This is a genomic window from Pseudomonas sp. ERMR1:02, from assembly GCF_002277815.1.
Lineage (GTDB): Bacteria > Pseudomonadota > Gammaproteobacteria > Pseudomonadales > Pseudomonadaceae > Aquipseudomonas.
The window spans coordinates 88,610-105,099 of sequence record NZ_NKJI01000020.1 but is presented as its reverse complement, the minus strand read 5'-3'; the positions used below and the strand labels follow the sequence as shown (position 1 = coordinate 105,099).

Annotated in this window: 10 protein-coding genes and 4 pseudogenes; 4 read left to right on the top strand and 10 right to left on the bottom strand. The window is 56.4% G+C overall.

Annotated features, from left to right (window positions below; all coding sequences use genetic code 11):
• Positions 1-18: 18 nt before the first annotated feature.
• Complete coding sequence (locus CES87_RS33685) at positions 19-177, bottom strand: hypothetical protein (RefSeq protein ID WP_256591100.1); 159 nt, start codon at positions 175-177, stop codon at positions 19-21.
• Positions 156-290 carry an acyl-CoA dehydrogenase family protein gene (locus tag CES87_RS33680; protein ID WP_256591102.1) on the bottom strand — a complete coding sequence of 45 codons (135 nt, stop codon included), beginning with the start codon at positions 288-290 and terminating at the stop codon, positions 156-158. Before CES87_RS33680 ends, CES87_RS33685 begins: the two co-directional genes overlap by 22 nt.
• Positions 291-447: 157 nt before the next feature.
• On the opposite strand from CES87_RS33680, the gene CES87_RS32455 reads away from it, so the two are divergent.
• Both CES87_RS32455 and CES87_RS26445 read left to right on the top strand, forming a co-directional pair.
• Positions 448-753: an acyl-CoA dehydrogenase family protein gene (locus tag CES87_RS32455; RefSeq protein WP_256591099.1), complete on the top strand. Its 306-nt coding sequence runs from the start codon at positions 448-450 to the stop codon at positions 751-753.
• Between the two features lie 35 nt (positions 754-788).
• On the top strand, positions 789-1,199 hold the full coding sequence (locus CES87_RS26445; RefSeq protein ID WP_256591098.1) for a MarR family winged helix-turn-helix transcriptional regulator: 411 nt from the start codon (positions 789-791) through the stop codon (positions 1,197-1,199).
• A gap of 671 nt (positions 1,200-1,870) precedes the next feature.
• Here the strand turns inward: CES87_RS26445 and CES87_RS33675 are convergent.
• The 8 genes and pseudogenes from CES87_RS33675 to CES87_RS26410 form a co-directional block, all read right to left on the bottom strand.
• Positions 1,871-2,167, bottom strand: a complete 297-nt coding sequence (locus CES87_RS33675) for a hypothetical protein (protein WP_256591097.1) — start codon at positions 2,165-2,167, stop codon at positions 1,871-1,873.
• 15 nt (positions 2,168-2,182) lie between these two features.
• Positions 2,183-3,489 (bottom strand): annotated as a pseudogene (locus CES87_RS26440) (AMP-binding protein).
• Positions 3,490-3,625: 136 nt separating this feature from the next.
• Positions 3,626-6,053: pseudogene (locus CES87_RS26435) on the bottom strand (RND family transporter).
• Positions 6,054-6,080: 27 nt separating this feature from the next.
• Positions 6,081-6,575 (bottom strand): hypothetical protein, encoded by a 495-nt coding sequence (locus CES87_RS33670; protein WP_256591096.1) that lies wholly within the window; start codon positions 6,573-6,575, stop codon positions 6,081-6,083.
• Positions 6,576-6,598: 23 nt separating this feature from the next.
• Positions 6,599-6,853, bottom strand: a complete 255-nt coding sequence (locus CES87_RS33665) for a hypothetical protein (protein WP_256591095.1) — start codon at positions 6,851-6,853, stop codon at positions 6,599-6,601.
• Positions 6,854-7,224: 371 nt separating this feature from the next.
• Positions 7,225-8,588 (bottom strand): annotated as a pseudogene (locus tag CES87_RS26425) (DUF1329 domain-containing protein).
• Positions 8,589-8,619: 31 nt separating this feature from the next.
• Positions 8,620-10,453, bottom strand: a pseudogene (locus tag CES87_RS26420) (DUF1302 domain-containing protein).
• Positions 10,454-12,191: 1,738 nt separating this feature from the next.
• Positions 12,192-14,135 (bottom strand): NAD(P)/FAD-dependent oxidoreductase, encoded by a 1,944-nt coding sequence (locus tag CES87_RS26410; protein WP_218196395.1) that lies wholly within the window; start codon positions 14,133-14,135, stop codon positions 12,192-12,194.
• A 547-nt stretch (positions 14,136-14,682) separates the two neighbouring features.
• Between CES87_RS26410 and CES87_RS26405 the strand changes: the two genes are divergently transcribed.
• Entirely contained in the window at positions 14,683-15,837 is a 1,155-nt protein-coding gene (locus CES87_RS26405) for an iron-containing alcohol dehydrogenase (protein ID WP_218196394.1), read from the top strand.
• Positions 15,834-16,463, top strand: a complete 630-nt coding sequence (locus CES87_RS26400) for a TetR/AcrR family transcriptional regulator (protein WP_128608420.1) — start codon at positions 15,834-15,836, stop codon at positions 16,461-16,463. Before CES87_RS26405 ends, CES87_RS26400 begins: the two co-directional genes overlap by 4 nt.
• The last annotated feature ends 27 nt before the right edge of the window (positions 16,464-16,490 follow it).

Below are 16,490 nucleotides of genomic sequence, written 5' to 3'. Positions count from 1 at the left end.
CGTCTTTGCGCTCAGCCTTCATACGCAGGCTCGCGGCGTCGGAACCGCCACTGGGTTCGGCAGGGCGATACAGACGATACTCTGCCCGCCAGTATCTGCACCCAGCCACTCCCTGGTCAGTTCAGGCGAGGTGTGTTCAGCGACGATCTGGCCGTTCAACGGAGGCAGCAGCGGCATGTAACCCTCGTTAAAATCACCGCGCGCGATCTCTCGATGATGATGCCGGCGGTCACGCAGTCCAGGCCACTGCCACCATATTTCTCGGTCAGTTCGCCACCGAGGAGACCCATTTCACCCATCTGCCGGATCACTTAGCGTTCACTCTTGCCGCTGAGATCGCGCTTGCGATAACCGGGCGCAAGTACCTCGGTGCTAACGCGAGGCATTCGATCAGCAACTGGCAGCATTCCAGGGTTTGATTAACCTCTGGCGGAATTTCAGACCTGCGTGCAAGCTACGCACCTGCAGTGTTACTGCGCGCTATGGCTCAAAGAAGCTGGACAATCCCACAACGCCGAAGCTGCGATGAATAAGTGGTGGGACCCAGGCTGGCGTTTGACGTGGTCAAGCAGTGACTGCTCGCCCATGGCCACACCGGCCGGGTGTGAAAATGTGCCATTTGCCAAGCATCTTCGTGATGTACTTGGCTTGCAGATTGCTGACGGTACTGCGCAAATCATGAAAAATATCATCGCTCGCGCACACATCCCCAAATTTAACCTTGTCTGCACCGGCAGGCAGGTGACCTTTTAGGCCTACAGACGCCCACCGGGCAACAAGGACACATAATGGACGCTTACGAAAACCGCAACATACCGAACACATTATTTTTCCGACTGTTTCAAACCAGCAACGTACTACAGCGCCAAGTGCAGAACGAAATGGGCATCAGCACGGTGCAGTGGGCGGTATTGGGCGCCTTGTCCCGAGCCGGTTTCGAGGACGGTATCTCCTTCAACCAGTTGACAGAGTACCTGTTTGTCAGCCGGCAAAGTCTGGATGGCGTGCTCAAGCGCATGGAACGGGACGACCACGTGGTGCGCGTGCCTCACCCGGATGACGGACGCGCTCGTCTGGTAAGGTTGACCAATCAGGGTCGGGGATACTGGACCGCGCTGCAAGATCGGATTACCAATTTTATCAGCAAGGTTTGCAAGGTTTCAGCTTCGACGACACCGTCAATTTCCTACACTACCTGAACAAGTTCAAAAATGACCTGGCCAGGATTTCATTTGACGAACAGAAGCAGGCACTGCTTGAGGATTAATACCGGGCAGCCCACATTACCTGCCATGCATCGCGACGCAGATTGATTTAACCCTTTGCCCACGGCGCGGTGCCGGTTGAATAAAAACGCACTGGCAGCAACCAAAGATGAGCAATGTAAAACTGGGGGCTAGAGTTGAAGAGCGCGCGCGGGAGCGGAGACTGTCATTCGGCCCAGCATTACTGGAACCTTCATCTCCACCGGCGACGAAGCGAAGGGGGGGCTAATGGCGGCATATACCTGACGCATTGCAGGCTCGAACGGATACCCAAAAAGCGGCGATCTTAAATCGACCATCCGCAGCCATCAGCACCAAACTCAAGGCTCATCTCGTCTGCAACCACCACATTGCCACGCCGCTCCAAGTGCGTCGGTTCGACCTCGAAGTTGCCTGTGAGCAGAAGACCAATGGCGGTAGAACGCCCGACCTCGCGCCTACAACTTGATCTATCGGGCCTAAGCGCAGTACTGTCGAACGTCCAATACCCTTCCCGCCCCTCCTGCATAGCTATTCAACCAAAACAGGAAAATTGAACGACAGGTGCACGCCTCGAATGGACCTCGAGCACATGCCCGCAGATCTTGTTATTGGCTAAATATCGTTTAACTCTGAAATTTGAAGTCGCGAAACTGCTCTCGCAGCTTCATTTTTTGCAACTTGCCGGTGGCGGTATGCGGTAGTGCATCGACAAAAGCGATATCGTCCGGTAGCCACCATTTCGCCACTTGAGCTTGCAGACAGTCAAGCAGCTCCTCTTTGCTCGCAGTCTTGCCAGGTTTCAGCACGATCACCAGCAGTGGGCGCTCTTGCCATTTCGGATGAGCAATACCAATCACCGCGGCTTCAGCGACTGCCGGATGGCTAACGGCGGCGTTTCCAAATCGATCGATGAAATCCACTCGCCCCCGACTTGATTACGTCCTTTGCGCGGTCGGTGATCTGCATGTAGCCATCGGTATCGATGGTTGCAATATCGCCGGTATCGAGCCACCCCTCGCTATCAAGAATTTGCCCACCCTCACCACCGTAATACTGGCTGGCAATCCATGGTCCCTTGACCAACAAAAGCCCGGAGGCCTTGCCATCACGTGGCAGTTCAGCGCCCTGTTCATCGACAATTTCATCGACACGCCGAACAGGGCTCGACCTTGCTTGGCCTGTAAGTCGAGCACCTTGTCTAGCGGATCTTCGCGGTGTTTGAGCAATGGGTTGCATACCGTACCGAGCGGCGACATCTCGGTCATGCCCCAGGCATGCAGCACGCGTGCATTAAACAAAGTCTCAAACGTCTCAACCTGACTGCGTGGTGCCGCGGCACCACCGATCACGACCCGATTCAGACACAGATCTGTAGCCGGTTGCAGTCTCTGCGACCGGACATGTTGTTGTAGCATCATCCAGACCGTCGGCACACCCAACGCCAGTGTCACCTGCTCATCACGCATCAGCGTGTAAAGACTCTCGCCATCAAGTGCAGCACCCGGAAGGACCAACTTGGCGCCGCACATTGCTGCTGCATAGGGCATGCCCCATGCATTGACATGGAACATTGGCACAACCAATAGCGCCGAATCGGCCGCAGACAGGCTAAAGCCATCAGAGGTGCAGAGAGCAAGCGAGTGCAAGATTGATGAGCGATGCGAATACAGGACACCTTTGGATTGCCAGTCGTGCCCGAGGTGTAGCACATCGATGATGCCGTACGCTCATCGAACTCAGGCCAGATGAAATCACTGCTTTGTTCAGCGATCAGGTCCTCGTAGCAAATAAGCCCAGGCACATTAATCGACGGCATCTGATCACGATCACACAACGCAACGAACGCTTTTACTGTAGTCAATTGCGGTGCTAGCTGCTCTACCAACGGGGCGAATGAAAGATCGAAGAACAAGTATTGATCCTCGGCGTGGTTGGCAATGAACTCTATCTGCTCGGCGAAGAGCCGCGGGTTAATCGTATGCAATACTGCACCCATGCCCGACACACCGAAGTACAGCTCCATATGCCGGTAACCATTCCAAGCCAAGGTGCCAATTCGATCACCACGCTGCACACCCAACGCAACCAATGCATTGGCTACCTGCTTGGCGCGATGACCGATATCAGCATAGCTGCAATGATGTATGGTCCCATCAGCTGTACGGGAGGCAATTTGAGTTTGCGAATGCGACTTTAGCGCGTGTTCGAGAACGGAAGAGATCAACAAAGGTTGGTCCTGCATCAAGCCGAGCATAATTTTTTCCTTTGATTTTTGTTTGAGGTCAGTGTTTCAGATCGCTGATAACCGTCACCTGAGTGGGGTCCGGTTATCAGGGGTTTCTGATTCGAATTTGGAAATGCTCAAAAGGGATCCGGTCTCAAGGCGCGCGTCGTAGCAGGAAATGCGACAGTGCCGGGATTAACACAAGGGCCCCGACCATGTTCCAGATGAACATAAACGTCAGCAGGATCCCCATGTCCGCCTGAAACTTGATTGGCGACCATGCCCAGGTGATCACGCCAGCGGCCAAGGTAATACCAACCAGCGCCACCACTTTGCCGGTGAACGCCACGGAATTTTTGTAGGCTTCTGTCAGCGATAATCCGGCACGCTGCTGCGCTAGTTGTACGCTGAGCAGGTACAGCGCGTAATCGACGCCAATCCCCACACCCAGGGCGATTACCGGCAGCGTGGCGACTTTCACCCCCATACCCAGCCAGACCATCAGCGCCTCGCAAAGAATCGAAGTCAGCATCAACGGCACCACCGCCACCACCACCGCACGCCAGCTGCGGAAGGTGATGAAGCACAACACGATCACCGCGCCATACACATACAACAGCATGGTCCGATTGGCGTCGCGCACGACAATGTTGGTCGCCGCTTCAATGCCGGCACTACCGGCGGCAAGCATGAACTGGCGTTCGCCGTTGCTATGTTCGCGAGCGAATTTCTCGGCCACCTCCACCACGCGGTCGAGGGTTTCGGCCTTGTGGTCTGAGAGGTAGGCCACAATTGGCATCATCGAGCAATCGTTGTTGAACAGATCAGGACTGCTGATTGAAGCCTGCTGCGCACCATAGTTCAGTACATTCTGGTTGCGGGCGATGGTCAGCCACTTGGGGTTGCCTTCGTAGGAACCCGCCGTGATCTGCCGCACAGCATTAACCAGCGACACCGTGGTTGCACGCCCGGTTGCTGTTGCAACAACCAGCCCAGACGATCAGCCTCCACCAGGGTTTCGTACTTCAGGCAGCCTTCGCCCGGTGTCTTGAGCATGATCGCGAATTGGTCACTGGACAGCGAATAGTTGGCGGTGATGTAGGCGTTATCGCGGTTGTAGCGCGAGTCGGAACGCAGTTCCGGGGCGCCGGGGTCAAGGTCACCAATCTTCAGGTGATGGCTGACGACAATCCCGACGACCGCCAGCACGCCAGAGACAACCACAGCGACCGCGGCCCAACGGCGTTCGGTAAACTTGTCGAGGAGACTCCAGACCGCGCCTAGGCCTTTGCCGCGCAGCTCTTCGTCTTCTGCCCGCAGACTGCGTATCGCAGCCTTACGACTCACACCCCAATAGGAAAGCAACACCGGCAACAGCACCAGGTTGGTGAAGATCAATACCGCGACACCGATGCTCGCAGTGACTGCCAAATCCTGAATGACCGGGATGTCGATCAGCATCAACACCGCGAAGCCAACGGCGTCCGCCAGCAACGCGGTGAGACCGGCGAGGAATAGGCGGCGGAAGGTATAACGCGCTGCGATTAATTGATGAGTGCCGCGTCCGACGTCCTGCATGATCCCGTTCATTTTCTGCGCACCGTGTGACACGCCGATGGCGAACACCAGAAACGGCACCAGGATCGAAAATGGGTCCAGAGCAAAACCGAACAGCGCGACCAAGCCCAGTTGCCAAACCACGGCAATGACCGAGCAGAGAATCACCAATGCCGTGCTGCGCACACAGCGGGTGAAGTAAAAGATGATGGCGGTGGCAATCAGCGCAGCGGCGCCGAAGTACAACATCACCTGCATCAGGCCATCGATCAGGTCGCCGACCAGTTTGGCGAAACCGATCACACGGATCTTGATCGGACCTTTGCCCTCCTCGCCCGCGATGTGAACGTTACCGGCAAACTCATATTTAGTGCGCAGTCTGTCTTCCAAGGTTCTAGAGAATTGGTGGTAGTCGATGCCCTGCCCGGTGACCGGATCTTTCTCCAACAGCGGCACAAAGATCATGCTCGACTTGAGGTTGTTGCCAATCAAGCTGCCTACTATCCCCGAACGCGCAATGTTCTGACGCAACTGCTCCACGCTCTGCGCCGAGCCATCATAGGAGTCAGGCATCACCGGACCGCCCTGGAAGCCCTCTTCCGTGACTTCAGTCCAGCGCACCCCCGGAACCCACAGCGACTTCATCCAGGCCCGGTCGACGCCTGGCGTCAGGAATAGTTCATCGTTGATCTCCTTCAACGTGTCGAGGTAATGCGGATCGAAAATGTCGCCGTTACTGCTCTCAACCACCACCCGAACCGCGTTGCCCAAGCACGCAGAGCTTGGCGGTTTTCGAGGTAGTTTTTGATGAAGGGCTGGCTCTGCGGGATCATTTTTTCGAAGCTGGCATTGAGCGTCAGTCGCGTGGTTGCGAAATAACTCAGCGCAACTGTCACCAACAGGCAGGCCAGCACCACCCACAGACGGTTGTTGAAAATCAGCCGTTCGAGGGCGTTACCGGAGCGGGCATCGAAGCCCTTAAGCTCCTGGATGATCGGCATTGTTTGAAGTTCGTAGTGACCCATCATGTTGTTCTCTTTGTAATGCTGGGTTTATTCGAAGGACATTTGATGCAGGCCGCGGGTGCCCGCCAGTATCAATGAACCAGTGGTGGAAACCTGCGCTGCGGCGACCGGGGCCAGCCCGGTGCGCGGCTGAATTTCGAAACTGGCACCGTCGTCCTTACTGACCAGCACGTGACCGGCCTGGCTGACGAGTACAATTCGACCGTCGGCGGTAATGCTGCTGGCGGTTATGCTTACTGGCAGGCCGAGTTCGATTTTGGTCCAGCTCGCGCCGCCGTCGGTGCTGCGAAATACGTTGCCGCGAAGACCGAATACCAAGATGGCCCCCGGTTTGCCGGTGACACCGAAAAAGCTGCCTTTGTATTGCGTTGGCGCTGCGTTGAAGCGATCGCTCGAACGGTCCAGCCTCAGCACCAGACCTTGCTCACCGACGACAAATAAGTCGCCACCTACCGGCCGCAACGCATAGAGATTTAGAGCAGTAGGGTTTTCGGTTTGCTCCAGCAATGGCGTCCAGTGCACGCCGCCATCATCGGTACGGAAAATCAGGTTGAATGCGCCGACGATGTAGCCGACCTGCTCGTTTCGAACCAGACATCAAGGAACGGTTTGTCGGCGCCTTCTTCGACCATCCGTTGAGCATCGCTAACCCGCATTTGCAGGTCTGCGTCATCCGGATGCCTGGAAAGTTGATGCTCGTAATAACCAAGCATGATCGGCCCAACCCGGCGCCCGTCCAGTTGGAGACTCCAGCTCTGCCCGGCATTGTTGCTGTGCAGGACCACGCCATCGTGGCCCACGGCCCAACCTTGTTGAGGACTCGGAAAATACACGGCGACCAGATCGGAACTGACCGGTACTGGGCTTGTTGCCAGTGCTGTCCAGCGTCATCAGAGTAGAGAATATGACCACGCTGCCCAACGGCAACCAGCCGCTCACCAGCATTAGCCAGCCCTGTGAGCATTCCCTGTTGTGCGAGCTGGCTTGGCATGGCTGGAGAATCCAGCAAGTCGATATATTGCGCGGCCATCAGGGCCGGGACAAAGGCACAGCCAATAGCGCAACCTTTGCAGCGAGACTTAGCCACTTAAGCATATTCATTATTGTTATCTCGATAGAAACACACCGAGGGATGCGGCCCCCGGTGGTAAACGACAGCAACAGTGTCCGGTTAGCGAATACCAGAACCCGCCAGTGACTCTGGTGACCATTGAGCTTTGGACAGTGGCGCTATGTACTTGGGGCCACCGTAAGGACCGTAGAATCCATTCATGTTGTAAGCACCAGAGATCAGGTCGTAGAGCACCTGATTAATCGCTTCTGGGGCCTGCACGTCGTAGCTGTAAGTCAGGTTCGCGAAACCACCTCGATAGAGTTGACCTCGGCCGTCGTATTCATCGGAAGCCAGAGCGATCCAGCTATCCTCATCGAGGTAGAAGGTGCGTTTGCTGTAGATGTGGCGCTTGCCTGGCTTCAATGTTGCCTCAACAACCCACACACGGTGCAATTCCCAGCGCAGCAGATCGGGATTCACATGGTTGGGGGTCGTCACGTCCGCAGTGGTTTTGTGGTAGCTGAACTTGTAGGTGTTGTAGGGTACGTAGAGTTCTTTTTTGCCAACCAGTTTGAAGTCGTAGCGGTCCATTGCCCCGCTGAACAGGAAGGAATCATCATAGGTTGCCGTCCCTGCGGTTGACGGATTCGGAGTGTCGTATGCCAGTTCCGGAGCAAGCTTGACCCGACGCTGACCAGGCAGGTAGAGCCAACCGCGGCGAGGTTGCTTTATCGGGTCGACAGCGTCCATGAGCAGTAGCGCTTCCCCGGCTCTCCGGGCGGGGCCGGTGTACTGAAACTTGGTCCGGTAGTAAACCTCATCCGGGGCGACCGGACCGATTGGGCGGCTTGAGTTGTAAAGGGGGTATTCGACAACAAAGTTGCCAGTCGTACTCAGCGACGCAGCGCCGGAAGAATCGACATTCCAAGAGTCGTATTTGTTGCTCAAGGCCACTCCTTGATAACGCAACAGGTGGTTCCACATAGCCTCATTACCGTCAGAAGGGATCGGAAATGGCACTCCCGGCAGAACATTTTCCAGCGCCAGACCTCCCGCGCCGGTCTTGGCGCCAACAGCGTTCAGCGAGGTGGTTTCGAGCACACTCTTAGGCAGCGCTACAGTGCGATGGGTGGGATAAACATCAAGGCGATAAGTCGGATAGCGAGTGAGTAATGCCTGACTGGTCGCAGTAAGTTTATCTTTCTGTTTGGCAAGATCCTGGCTAGTAATGACCAGCCGTGGTTTCTCATTGCAAAGGGGTCGGGACGAAATGAATCACCGGTTTTGTATTCAGCGGGAATGGCCTTCAATCCGCCGGTATACGCGGGAATGGTGCCATCGGCGTTTCCGGCCATCTCAGCACCTGCGCCGGTTAATGTCGTACCCAATTTTGCCGCTTGGTCCGGAGACACAGATGCATGAGCGGAAACAGTGACGGCCAGCGCCAGCGTCGTAGCCAATATAGATCTAAAGTTATTCATGGAAACCTCTTGTTAGCACGCAGCTCTTAAATCAGAGGGTGGTTTTAAAAGTGAGAGTGACCATTCCGCGATCTTTGAGCGAAGATGGGTACCAGCAAACGAAGTGGGCTGCCCGGGAACACAGTTGTATTGGCTGTTAGCGCCAGGAGCGGCACCGTCGCCGTGGGCCGCGGCGCTGCCGGCTGAACCGCAGGTGTCGAAGTCACCAAAATTGTCGACGTATTTAAGGTCGAAGCGGTATTGGCTGCGTACATCCATGCCTACCCCGACCGAGTAGCTGCCGGTACCTTTATTACCGCCCAATTGCACCGAAGACTGCCCTTTGAGGCCGACGTTATAGCTGGCTGGCAGGAACAAATCGACGCCGGGGAACACTTGGTACCAAGTCGGAGTGAAGTTCATACCTAGGATGTAGTTGTCCTTCGTGACCTTGTCGACACCGTGGTACCAGTCCTCGCCTTTGAACAGTTGCTTGTTCTCAGTGACGTCGAGCCAACGGCTGTAAGCCAGTTCAACCAACAGCGAGGCACTGTCCCAGACCGGCGTGTTGCCGAAAGTGGTCAGGCCGTTGAGTGTAGAGTGCACCGTATCGCCGCGCGCTACACCGTTACTACCATCAAAACTGCTGATATAACCGGGAGCCCCCGCAGCGCCCAAGGTGGAATTGACGGTTCCAGGTACACTGGCGAGAGGCATATTGTGGCGATAGTTAAGATCGAATCCAACGCTCACCCCTGCAATGCTCTGGACAAGCTGATTCCGTAAACGTCGATATCATCCGCATAGAACTTGTTGTAAGAGCCGACGTTACCTGAGATCAACTGGGCTGGGCCAACGGCAGTCGGTTGAAGTACTACGTTAGGTAAAATGTCGGACGTCTTTCGGTAATAAGCACCCAACGTACCATCCAGCCATGCCGGACTCCATTTGACCATTAAGCCAAAGTCGCCTCGCTTGTCTGGCTTAAAAGTATGGCCGTTGGACAATCTAAGAAATTGGTTTACACCTAGGGGACCCGGGACGCCAAAAGAGGGATTGGTGCCAGCGATCAACGACAAGTTATGGCCTCCGCTTTGGAAACTGTCGTTAAAGCCCAAATACGTGCCCGACTCCGGAAGTCTTGCAGCGCTCCAGTCGAGGAAATACTGAGCACCAATCGACAACTCTTGATTGACAGTAAATGTCGTCGAGAGCTGGTTGCGTGGGATGAACAACTCTTTAGCTTCGGTGCCAGGGACGGCAAGAGCCTTAGACAAATCTAAACCTGACTGACCGTAACTATTGCCGTGGGCGAAGGCCAATACACTTTCCCCCCAATACAGGGTGTGCTTACCCGCTTTGACACTTAACTGCGACTCGTCACCAATTTCAGTACTACCAAACACGAAAGCGTCGAGGATCTCAGAGGATGGACCGTTGTAATAACGTTCGGCATATCCGCTCCGGTGGCGCGAATCAGGTCTTCCATCATTCAGCTGGTTGGTCGAAGGGTTGTCACTGCCGACATCGTCGTAGGCATGGTCGTACCAGCTATTGGCACTGACTCGGACTCCCATCTGTTTTTTGTAAACCATGTCCAATTCCGACAGCACGTCGAGGCGCTGGGATACAGGGCTACCGGACGAAAAGTTGCGGTCACCGTCATTATTGTTCCTGGAGTTGGCCAGCTTGGAGCTGGGGCTTTCCACCCGTTGGGCATAGTTAAACTTGAAGGTATTATCGAAGCGCACCGACAAATCTTCATTGCCTGTATCGAGTTCAAAAGCATGCACCGGTGTCACACCCAACCCAACCAGAATGGTTGAGGTCAGGAGTCCACGCCGGAGGTGGGAGGGGCAAATGTCGTTATTGTTGTTATTTTTCATTTAACGTACTCGTCTTCTCTGTGGTTTCACAAAAAATCACTTATTCCGGCACAACAGCTCCGAGCGCGGTCTCGCCGCATAAAACCTTAATCCCGTGAAAAATCCCAAGAACTTCGGGCAAATGTTTACACTCAGCAAATCCGACCCAGGCAAATACATCTCAATGCAATGAAAGCCACCTAATAGTTGCTTCCCTACACATAGCTGTACCGACGTGAAAAAAGAAAAGCCTATTACATATCCCCAACTACGCGGGAGACGTAAGGCTCCACTGCTGTAATCTCAGAGATTGGAAAATTCAGTTCGATGGTCGCGCCCGAAGGGTCTTCGATAAAAAATTGGTGCAGCCCAAGAATGGGAACAGTGCGAACTCGCCAAGCAATACCTTCGGCATTGAATAACCCCCAATACTCAACCAACTCCGTAACCCAGAAAGCGATATGGTCAAAGCTCCTGTCTCCTGCGAAGGATGTTTGATCACCGGTTTTGTAGCTGGGGAGCTGAGTGCTGGACGGAAAGATTTCGACGATGTAAACCGTAGGTGCTCTGCTTCATAGCCCCCCTTGTATATCCAAACGCCTAGCAACTCGGCGGTTGGCTGGTATCCGGTAGTGAAGCCAAGCACCTTGCCATAGAAATAGCGGGATCTTTTCAGGTCGTAAGACCGAACCCAGTAGTGAGCGAGTTTTCGGATCGGCATGACGCCTCCGGTAGCTTTTTTTATTTGTTTATCGCGTGAGAAATACTTTGTTTGAGGACTATCGTTTTCTGATGAAGTGAAGATACGCGTTATATTTTCAATATGTCAACATGTTGTCTTTGTTTTTTTGATGCCGATTGACTCGACTGCAAGCCTCCCGGAGCCATGCACCGGATTCTCGAGTCATGCGGCTTGCCCGGGAGGACGGCATCCGCGCGCGGCAAGTACAGTGCCGTTGCGCCGCATCAAGCACCGCTACAGAGCGCGCCAGAGCGGCTTCGGTGCAAGCGCGCATATCCATGGCTTCGGTAGAGAACCAGATGCCGTCGAGGCGGATAATCCAAACCGGTCGCGAAGAAAGGTCACGCAGGCAGCCGCGCTTTCGTGCGGACAGTTCACTTGACGGTGCACGCGGATGTGGGATTTCAACGCATATATTCGATGATGCAGCTTGCGAATTTGCTCCGGCTAGCAGCATGGGTAACGGAATAAAAACAGGTTGCAGCTCCGCGCTTCTAAGCGTTCGGACTGCAATCCATTTATGGACGAGATTCGCGTTGAGGCCTGTGGCTCAGCGCGACACTGGCTATCGAGGCACCAGGCTGGGTGCAATCTTGGATGACCTGGATTTTGAAGGATTTGAAGTGGCGTTATGGCTGCATGAAATACCCGCTTAAAAGGCAAGAACTGTTGCCCACTTAACTAAAATGCACACCATGTCTTGGCTCAGTAGTTCTGGCGCAGTTGCAGGAGCGCTTGGCCAGGTTCGGTCTATACCTCAATGCCGCGAAGATACGGCTGACCGCACGTACGGACCTGGGGGGGATGGCAGTTAACTGCCATCCCCACTGCGACCTCAGCACTTCGCGAAATGCCCATCACGCGAGACCACCCAATAGCAAACTTCGTCCATGAGCAGGATCGCGCTCGCGCAGAGCGGTAAGGATCTGGATCGAGCGCCGGGTCGCAAGTCGATCGGGAGAATTGCGCCTTCGACTCGCGTCGCGCGGTGTCTCCCCTTCCCGGCGCTGATCCCGCTCAGCCGACCTGTTCGGTTTTATGCTCTGCCGTTACCCCAGTAAACTTCAGGTCCTCCGGCTTTGCATCGCGCGTCATCCGCCAGAAGGCGTCGTTGCGCCACGGCGTGATCGCAACGACCCGCCCGCGGGAATTGCGGTACCAGTTATTCGCGCCGGGGTGCGTCCAGACGAGCTCTTCATGCGCGGCGTCGATCTGCGCCTTGTAGTCGGCATAGGCGTCCTCGCGGACTTCGACCGCATCGGCCTGCGCTAGGACCAACGCCTCAATCACGCGGGTGGCATAGTGGGCTTGGGCCTCGATATTTCGAATCATGCTTCCGCCATGGCCGGAGCCAACATTGGGGCCGAGCAGGATAAAGAAATTGGGGAAGCCCGGAACCAGAGTCCCGCGGTAAGCAGCAGCATTGTCTCCCTCCCAGAACTCGCGCAGCACGCACCCCTCACGCCCAACCACATCATAGGAGCCGAGCACATTGGACGCCTGAAACCCGGTGGCGAGAATCAGCACATCGGCTTCGATCTCCTGCCCGTCGCCCGCGATCAGGGTGGATCCGCGAACTTCGGACAGACGCTGGGGAACGAGTTGCACGTGAGGTTTACGCAAGGTGCGATACCAACCGTTGTCGAGCAGCATGCGCTTGGCAAAAGGCGGAAAGTCCGGGAGGACCAGAGGCAGCAGATCCTGCCGGTCGCCCAGTTCCTCGCGGACGTAGCGGGTGAAGAATTCGCGGTGGCCGTCGTTGATCGCGTTTACCGAACGGGCGGGCTCGGACCACTCGGGATCGCGAAACAGAGTGCCGAGGACGCGGTCGTTGAATGTCCAAGTTACGCGTTGCTCCGCCCATGCACGGTAGAGCGGAACCACTTGCATCAGATAGCGTACGCCAACAGGCACCGGTTTGCGGAACTGCGGGAACGGCGCGGCCCATTGCTTTGATCGGGCGAACAGAGTGAGTTCGGCGACCTCGTCCGCAATCGCGGGGACAACCTGCATGGCTGACGCGCCATTGCCGACGACTGCGACGCGCTTGCCCTTGAGTTCGATGTCCTGCGGCCAGTCGCTGGTGTGCACGACGCGCCCCGCAAAGCCCGAAAGCCCCTTGATGTCTGGCACGACGGGCATGTTGAGAAGGCCGACCGCGCTCATCACGAAGTCGGCGTGGTGAACTTCCTGAGTGCCGTCCTCGCCGCGAACCGTGACCTCCCACTGATTGCGGTCGGTCAACCACTCCGCGCGCTCCACCTTCGTGTCGAAGCGGACGTGGTCATAAAGACCGCTTTCCTGCGCGGTGGCCAGCAGGTAGCTCTCGATCTCGTCGCGCAAGGGGAAGTACGCCGTCCAGTCGTTCGGGCGGAAAGAGAAGGTGTAGGTCAGGTTCGGCGTATCGACGCCGCAGCCGGGGTAGCGGTTTTCCCACCACGTGCCGCCAAACTCGTGGTTCTTTTCGAAGATCGTGTGCTCGACCCCCATTTCTTGGAGGCGCACCGCGGCAACCATGCCGGAGACGCCCGCGCCGATGATGATCGCCTTGAGCGTCTTGGCCGAGCGTACCGGATCGGGCACCGGATCGAGATGCATCGTCGCGGCGATGGTATCGCCATATTCGGCGGGCACCGCTTCGACCATTGCCACGGCGAGCATCGCCGCGAGTTCGGCATTGACTGGTCGTGGAAGGACAGGCTCGCGGCCGTCAACCCAGGCGGTTATCGCTGCCCAAGCAGCCTCCCGGATCTCGGCTTGAATTTCATCGGGCAGCCCGCCGCTGTCGTTGTCGTCGAGCCCCTTGCTCCGGCTCGGGGCATAGGGAGAACCGAGGTACTTGCGCTCTCCGGTCAGTTGCACGAGCACCATCAGCAGCGCGGGAATATTGGCTTCGTCGACACCCAGCCGCAAAAGCGTCAGATCAACGCTTTCGGCAGGAATTGGACGGTCTGTGATCATTGGAGACTTCATCTAAATCCCTCGCTTCTTGTAAGTTGTCAGCCGGATCATACCATGAAAAAGAAAAATCTACTCATCGGTATATCGACCAAAAAAATAGCTGCGTTCAACCGGCATATTTTTTTGGAAGCATGCGTTGTCAGCCTTCCGCGACGGCTTCGCTGTGCAGCAGGTCGTTCAAGCCGGAGTGGTGAAATCTTGATCCGAAGCAGGCCATCGGCATGCCGCGCCCTGTGAAGCAGCCATCTCGTGCGACTTATCGCGGGTTCAGCGTCTGGCGCGGAGTGCCGTTGACACGTATCCGCCCAAGAAAGCCGCCAGCAACCCGGGGGGTGTGTTCGCCGCGCCCGCGACATTCACCGGCGGGCAGATGCGTTGGAACACGTAATGGGCAATGGCCCCAGAGAGTCGAGACTTCATCGCTGGTAAAAAAACTACTAGCGGGAATATTATCAGCGTGACAACATCTGCTCTGCGCATTTTAAAAATGTGAGAGCCCGCATAAAAATAAAAGGAGCGAGTGATGTGCAGCATTAGAGCAAGCCAGATGACGTTTACCGAGACCGAGCGAGTGACCATAGGTCAACCGGCCCGCGAGGCAATCCGCGATCAGGCCGAAAAAATGGATGCGCGGCGAGTGTTCATCCTCGCCTCGCATACCTTACGTACGAAAACCGACGAAATCGCTGCAATTGAGCGCGAGCTTGGCGACCGCCATGCCGCCACTTTCAGCGGCATTGCTCCGCACGCGCCTCGAACGGACGTGCTCCGTGCCGCCAATGCCGCGCGTGCGGCGGGGGCCGATTTGATCGTTTCCATCGGCGGCGGGTCTGTCACCGATGCCGCCAAGATCGTCGCGCTGCTGCTCAAGCACGACGTACGCTGCGTCGAAGAGTTCGATGCGCTGCACGTTTACGTTGATCCTGAGGGCAACGTGATCAATCCGGTCACTCTTGGCCCGGATATCCGTGTGATCTGCGTACCGACGACGCTTTCCGGTGGCGAGTTCAATGCGCTTTCGGGAGCGACGAACGAGCTAATGCAGCATAAGCAGGGTTACGAGCACCGCAGCATGGCGCCGATCATGGTCGTGCTCGATCCGGCACTCACGATCTACACGAGCGAACAGCTCTGGCTTTCGACCGGGGTCAGGTCGGTCGATCACGCGGTAGAAACGCTCGCCTCGCACCTGTCCAACGACTTTGCCGATGGTCTCGCCGACAGCGCCTTGCGCCTGCTGGTTGAGGGGCTGGCGCGCACTAAGGCAGACCCGTCGGACTTGGAAGCGCGGCTCAAATGTCAGCTCGGGGCCTGGCAATCGATGATCTCTATCATCGGCGGCGTGCCGATGGGAGCAAGCCACGCCATCGGGCACATCCTTGGCGGCACCTGCGACGTTCCGCACGGCTACACCTCATGCGTCATGTCGCCCTACGTGCTCTCCTGGAATGCAGAGCATGACGCCAGCCGCCAAGTGCGCATATTGCAGTGCCTTGGTAATACGCACGGCACCGCGTCTGAAGCGCTCGATGCGCTTATTCGCAGCCTCGGCATGCCGCGGACATTGGCCGAAGTGGGCGTAGGGGAAGAACGCTTCCAGCAGGTAGCGAACCATACTATGCTGGATGCTTACGCGAGAACCAATCCGCGGCCGGTCCGGTCGCCCGCGGATATACTGGAGATTCTAAGAAGGGCTACATGACCAAAACCAGCACCACCGCCAGCGCGCCCACCGGGCGCGAGATTAAGCTCAGCGTCGTCGCGTTCAAGCAGAACCGCATTCTCGAAGAGGCCGCCGCGCTGTTCTTCGAAAAGGGCTTTGAGGGAGCTACGCTGGAAATGCTCGCCGACAGGCTAGGTGTGACCAAGCCATTTATCTACAGCTACTTCAAGGGAAAAAGCGCGATCTTGTGTGCTGTCTGCGAACTCGGCATAACCGAATCGCTAGCGGCGCTCGACCGGATCGCCGAAACGCAAATGACGTCGGTCGACCTGCTCAAGGCCTCACTGCGTGGAGTAGCGGAGATCAGCATTGCGCGCAACGAGTACCTCGTTGTCTACCAGCGCGAAATGAAGAACCTTAATCGTGCCGACGCACAGCGCATCATGCTCCTGCGTCACGATTTCGACGTGCGCATCGGCAAGATGATCGATGAATGCGTGCGTGACGGTTATGTATTCGTGCCCGAAGCGTCGGATATGTCGATCTGGATCGGCGGCCTGCTGAGCTGGATAACCTATTGCTACCGTCCGGGTAGCCGTCGGTCTGGGGAAGCGGTTGCAGATCAGGCCGTAATAGCCTGCCTGCGACTGATCGGCCTCGACTGAACGCTATCCTCGCCCGGGGCAAGGAGA

Excerpts from the sequence above, each read along its gene's own strand:
- CES87_RS33685 (WP_256591100.1), bottom strand. The coding sequence starts at position 177 with ATGCCGCTGCTGCCTCCGTTGAACGGCCAGATCGTCGCTGAACACACC.
- CES87_RS33680 (WP_256591102.1), bottom strand. The coding sequence starts at position 290 with ATGGGTCTCCTCGGTGGCGAACTGACCGAGAAATATGGTGGCAGTGGC.
- CES87_RS26445 (WP_256591098.1), top strand. The coding sequence starts at position 789 with ATGGACGCTTACGAAAACCGCAACATACCGAACACATTATTTTTCCGA.
- CES87_RS26410 (WP_218196395.1), bottom strand. The coding sequence starts at position 14,135 with ATGATCACAGACCGTCCAATTCCTGCCGAAAGCGTTGATCTGACGCTT.
- CES87_RS26405 (WP_218196394.1), top strand. The coding sequence starts at position 14,683 with ATGACGTTTACCGAGACCGAGCGAGTGACCATAGGTCAACCGGCCCGC.
- CES87_RS26400 (WP_128608420.1), top strand. The coding sequence starts at position 15,834 with ATGACCAAAACCAGCACCACCGCCAGCGCGCCCACCGGGCGCGAGATT.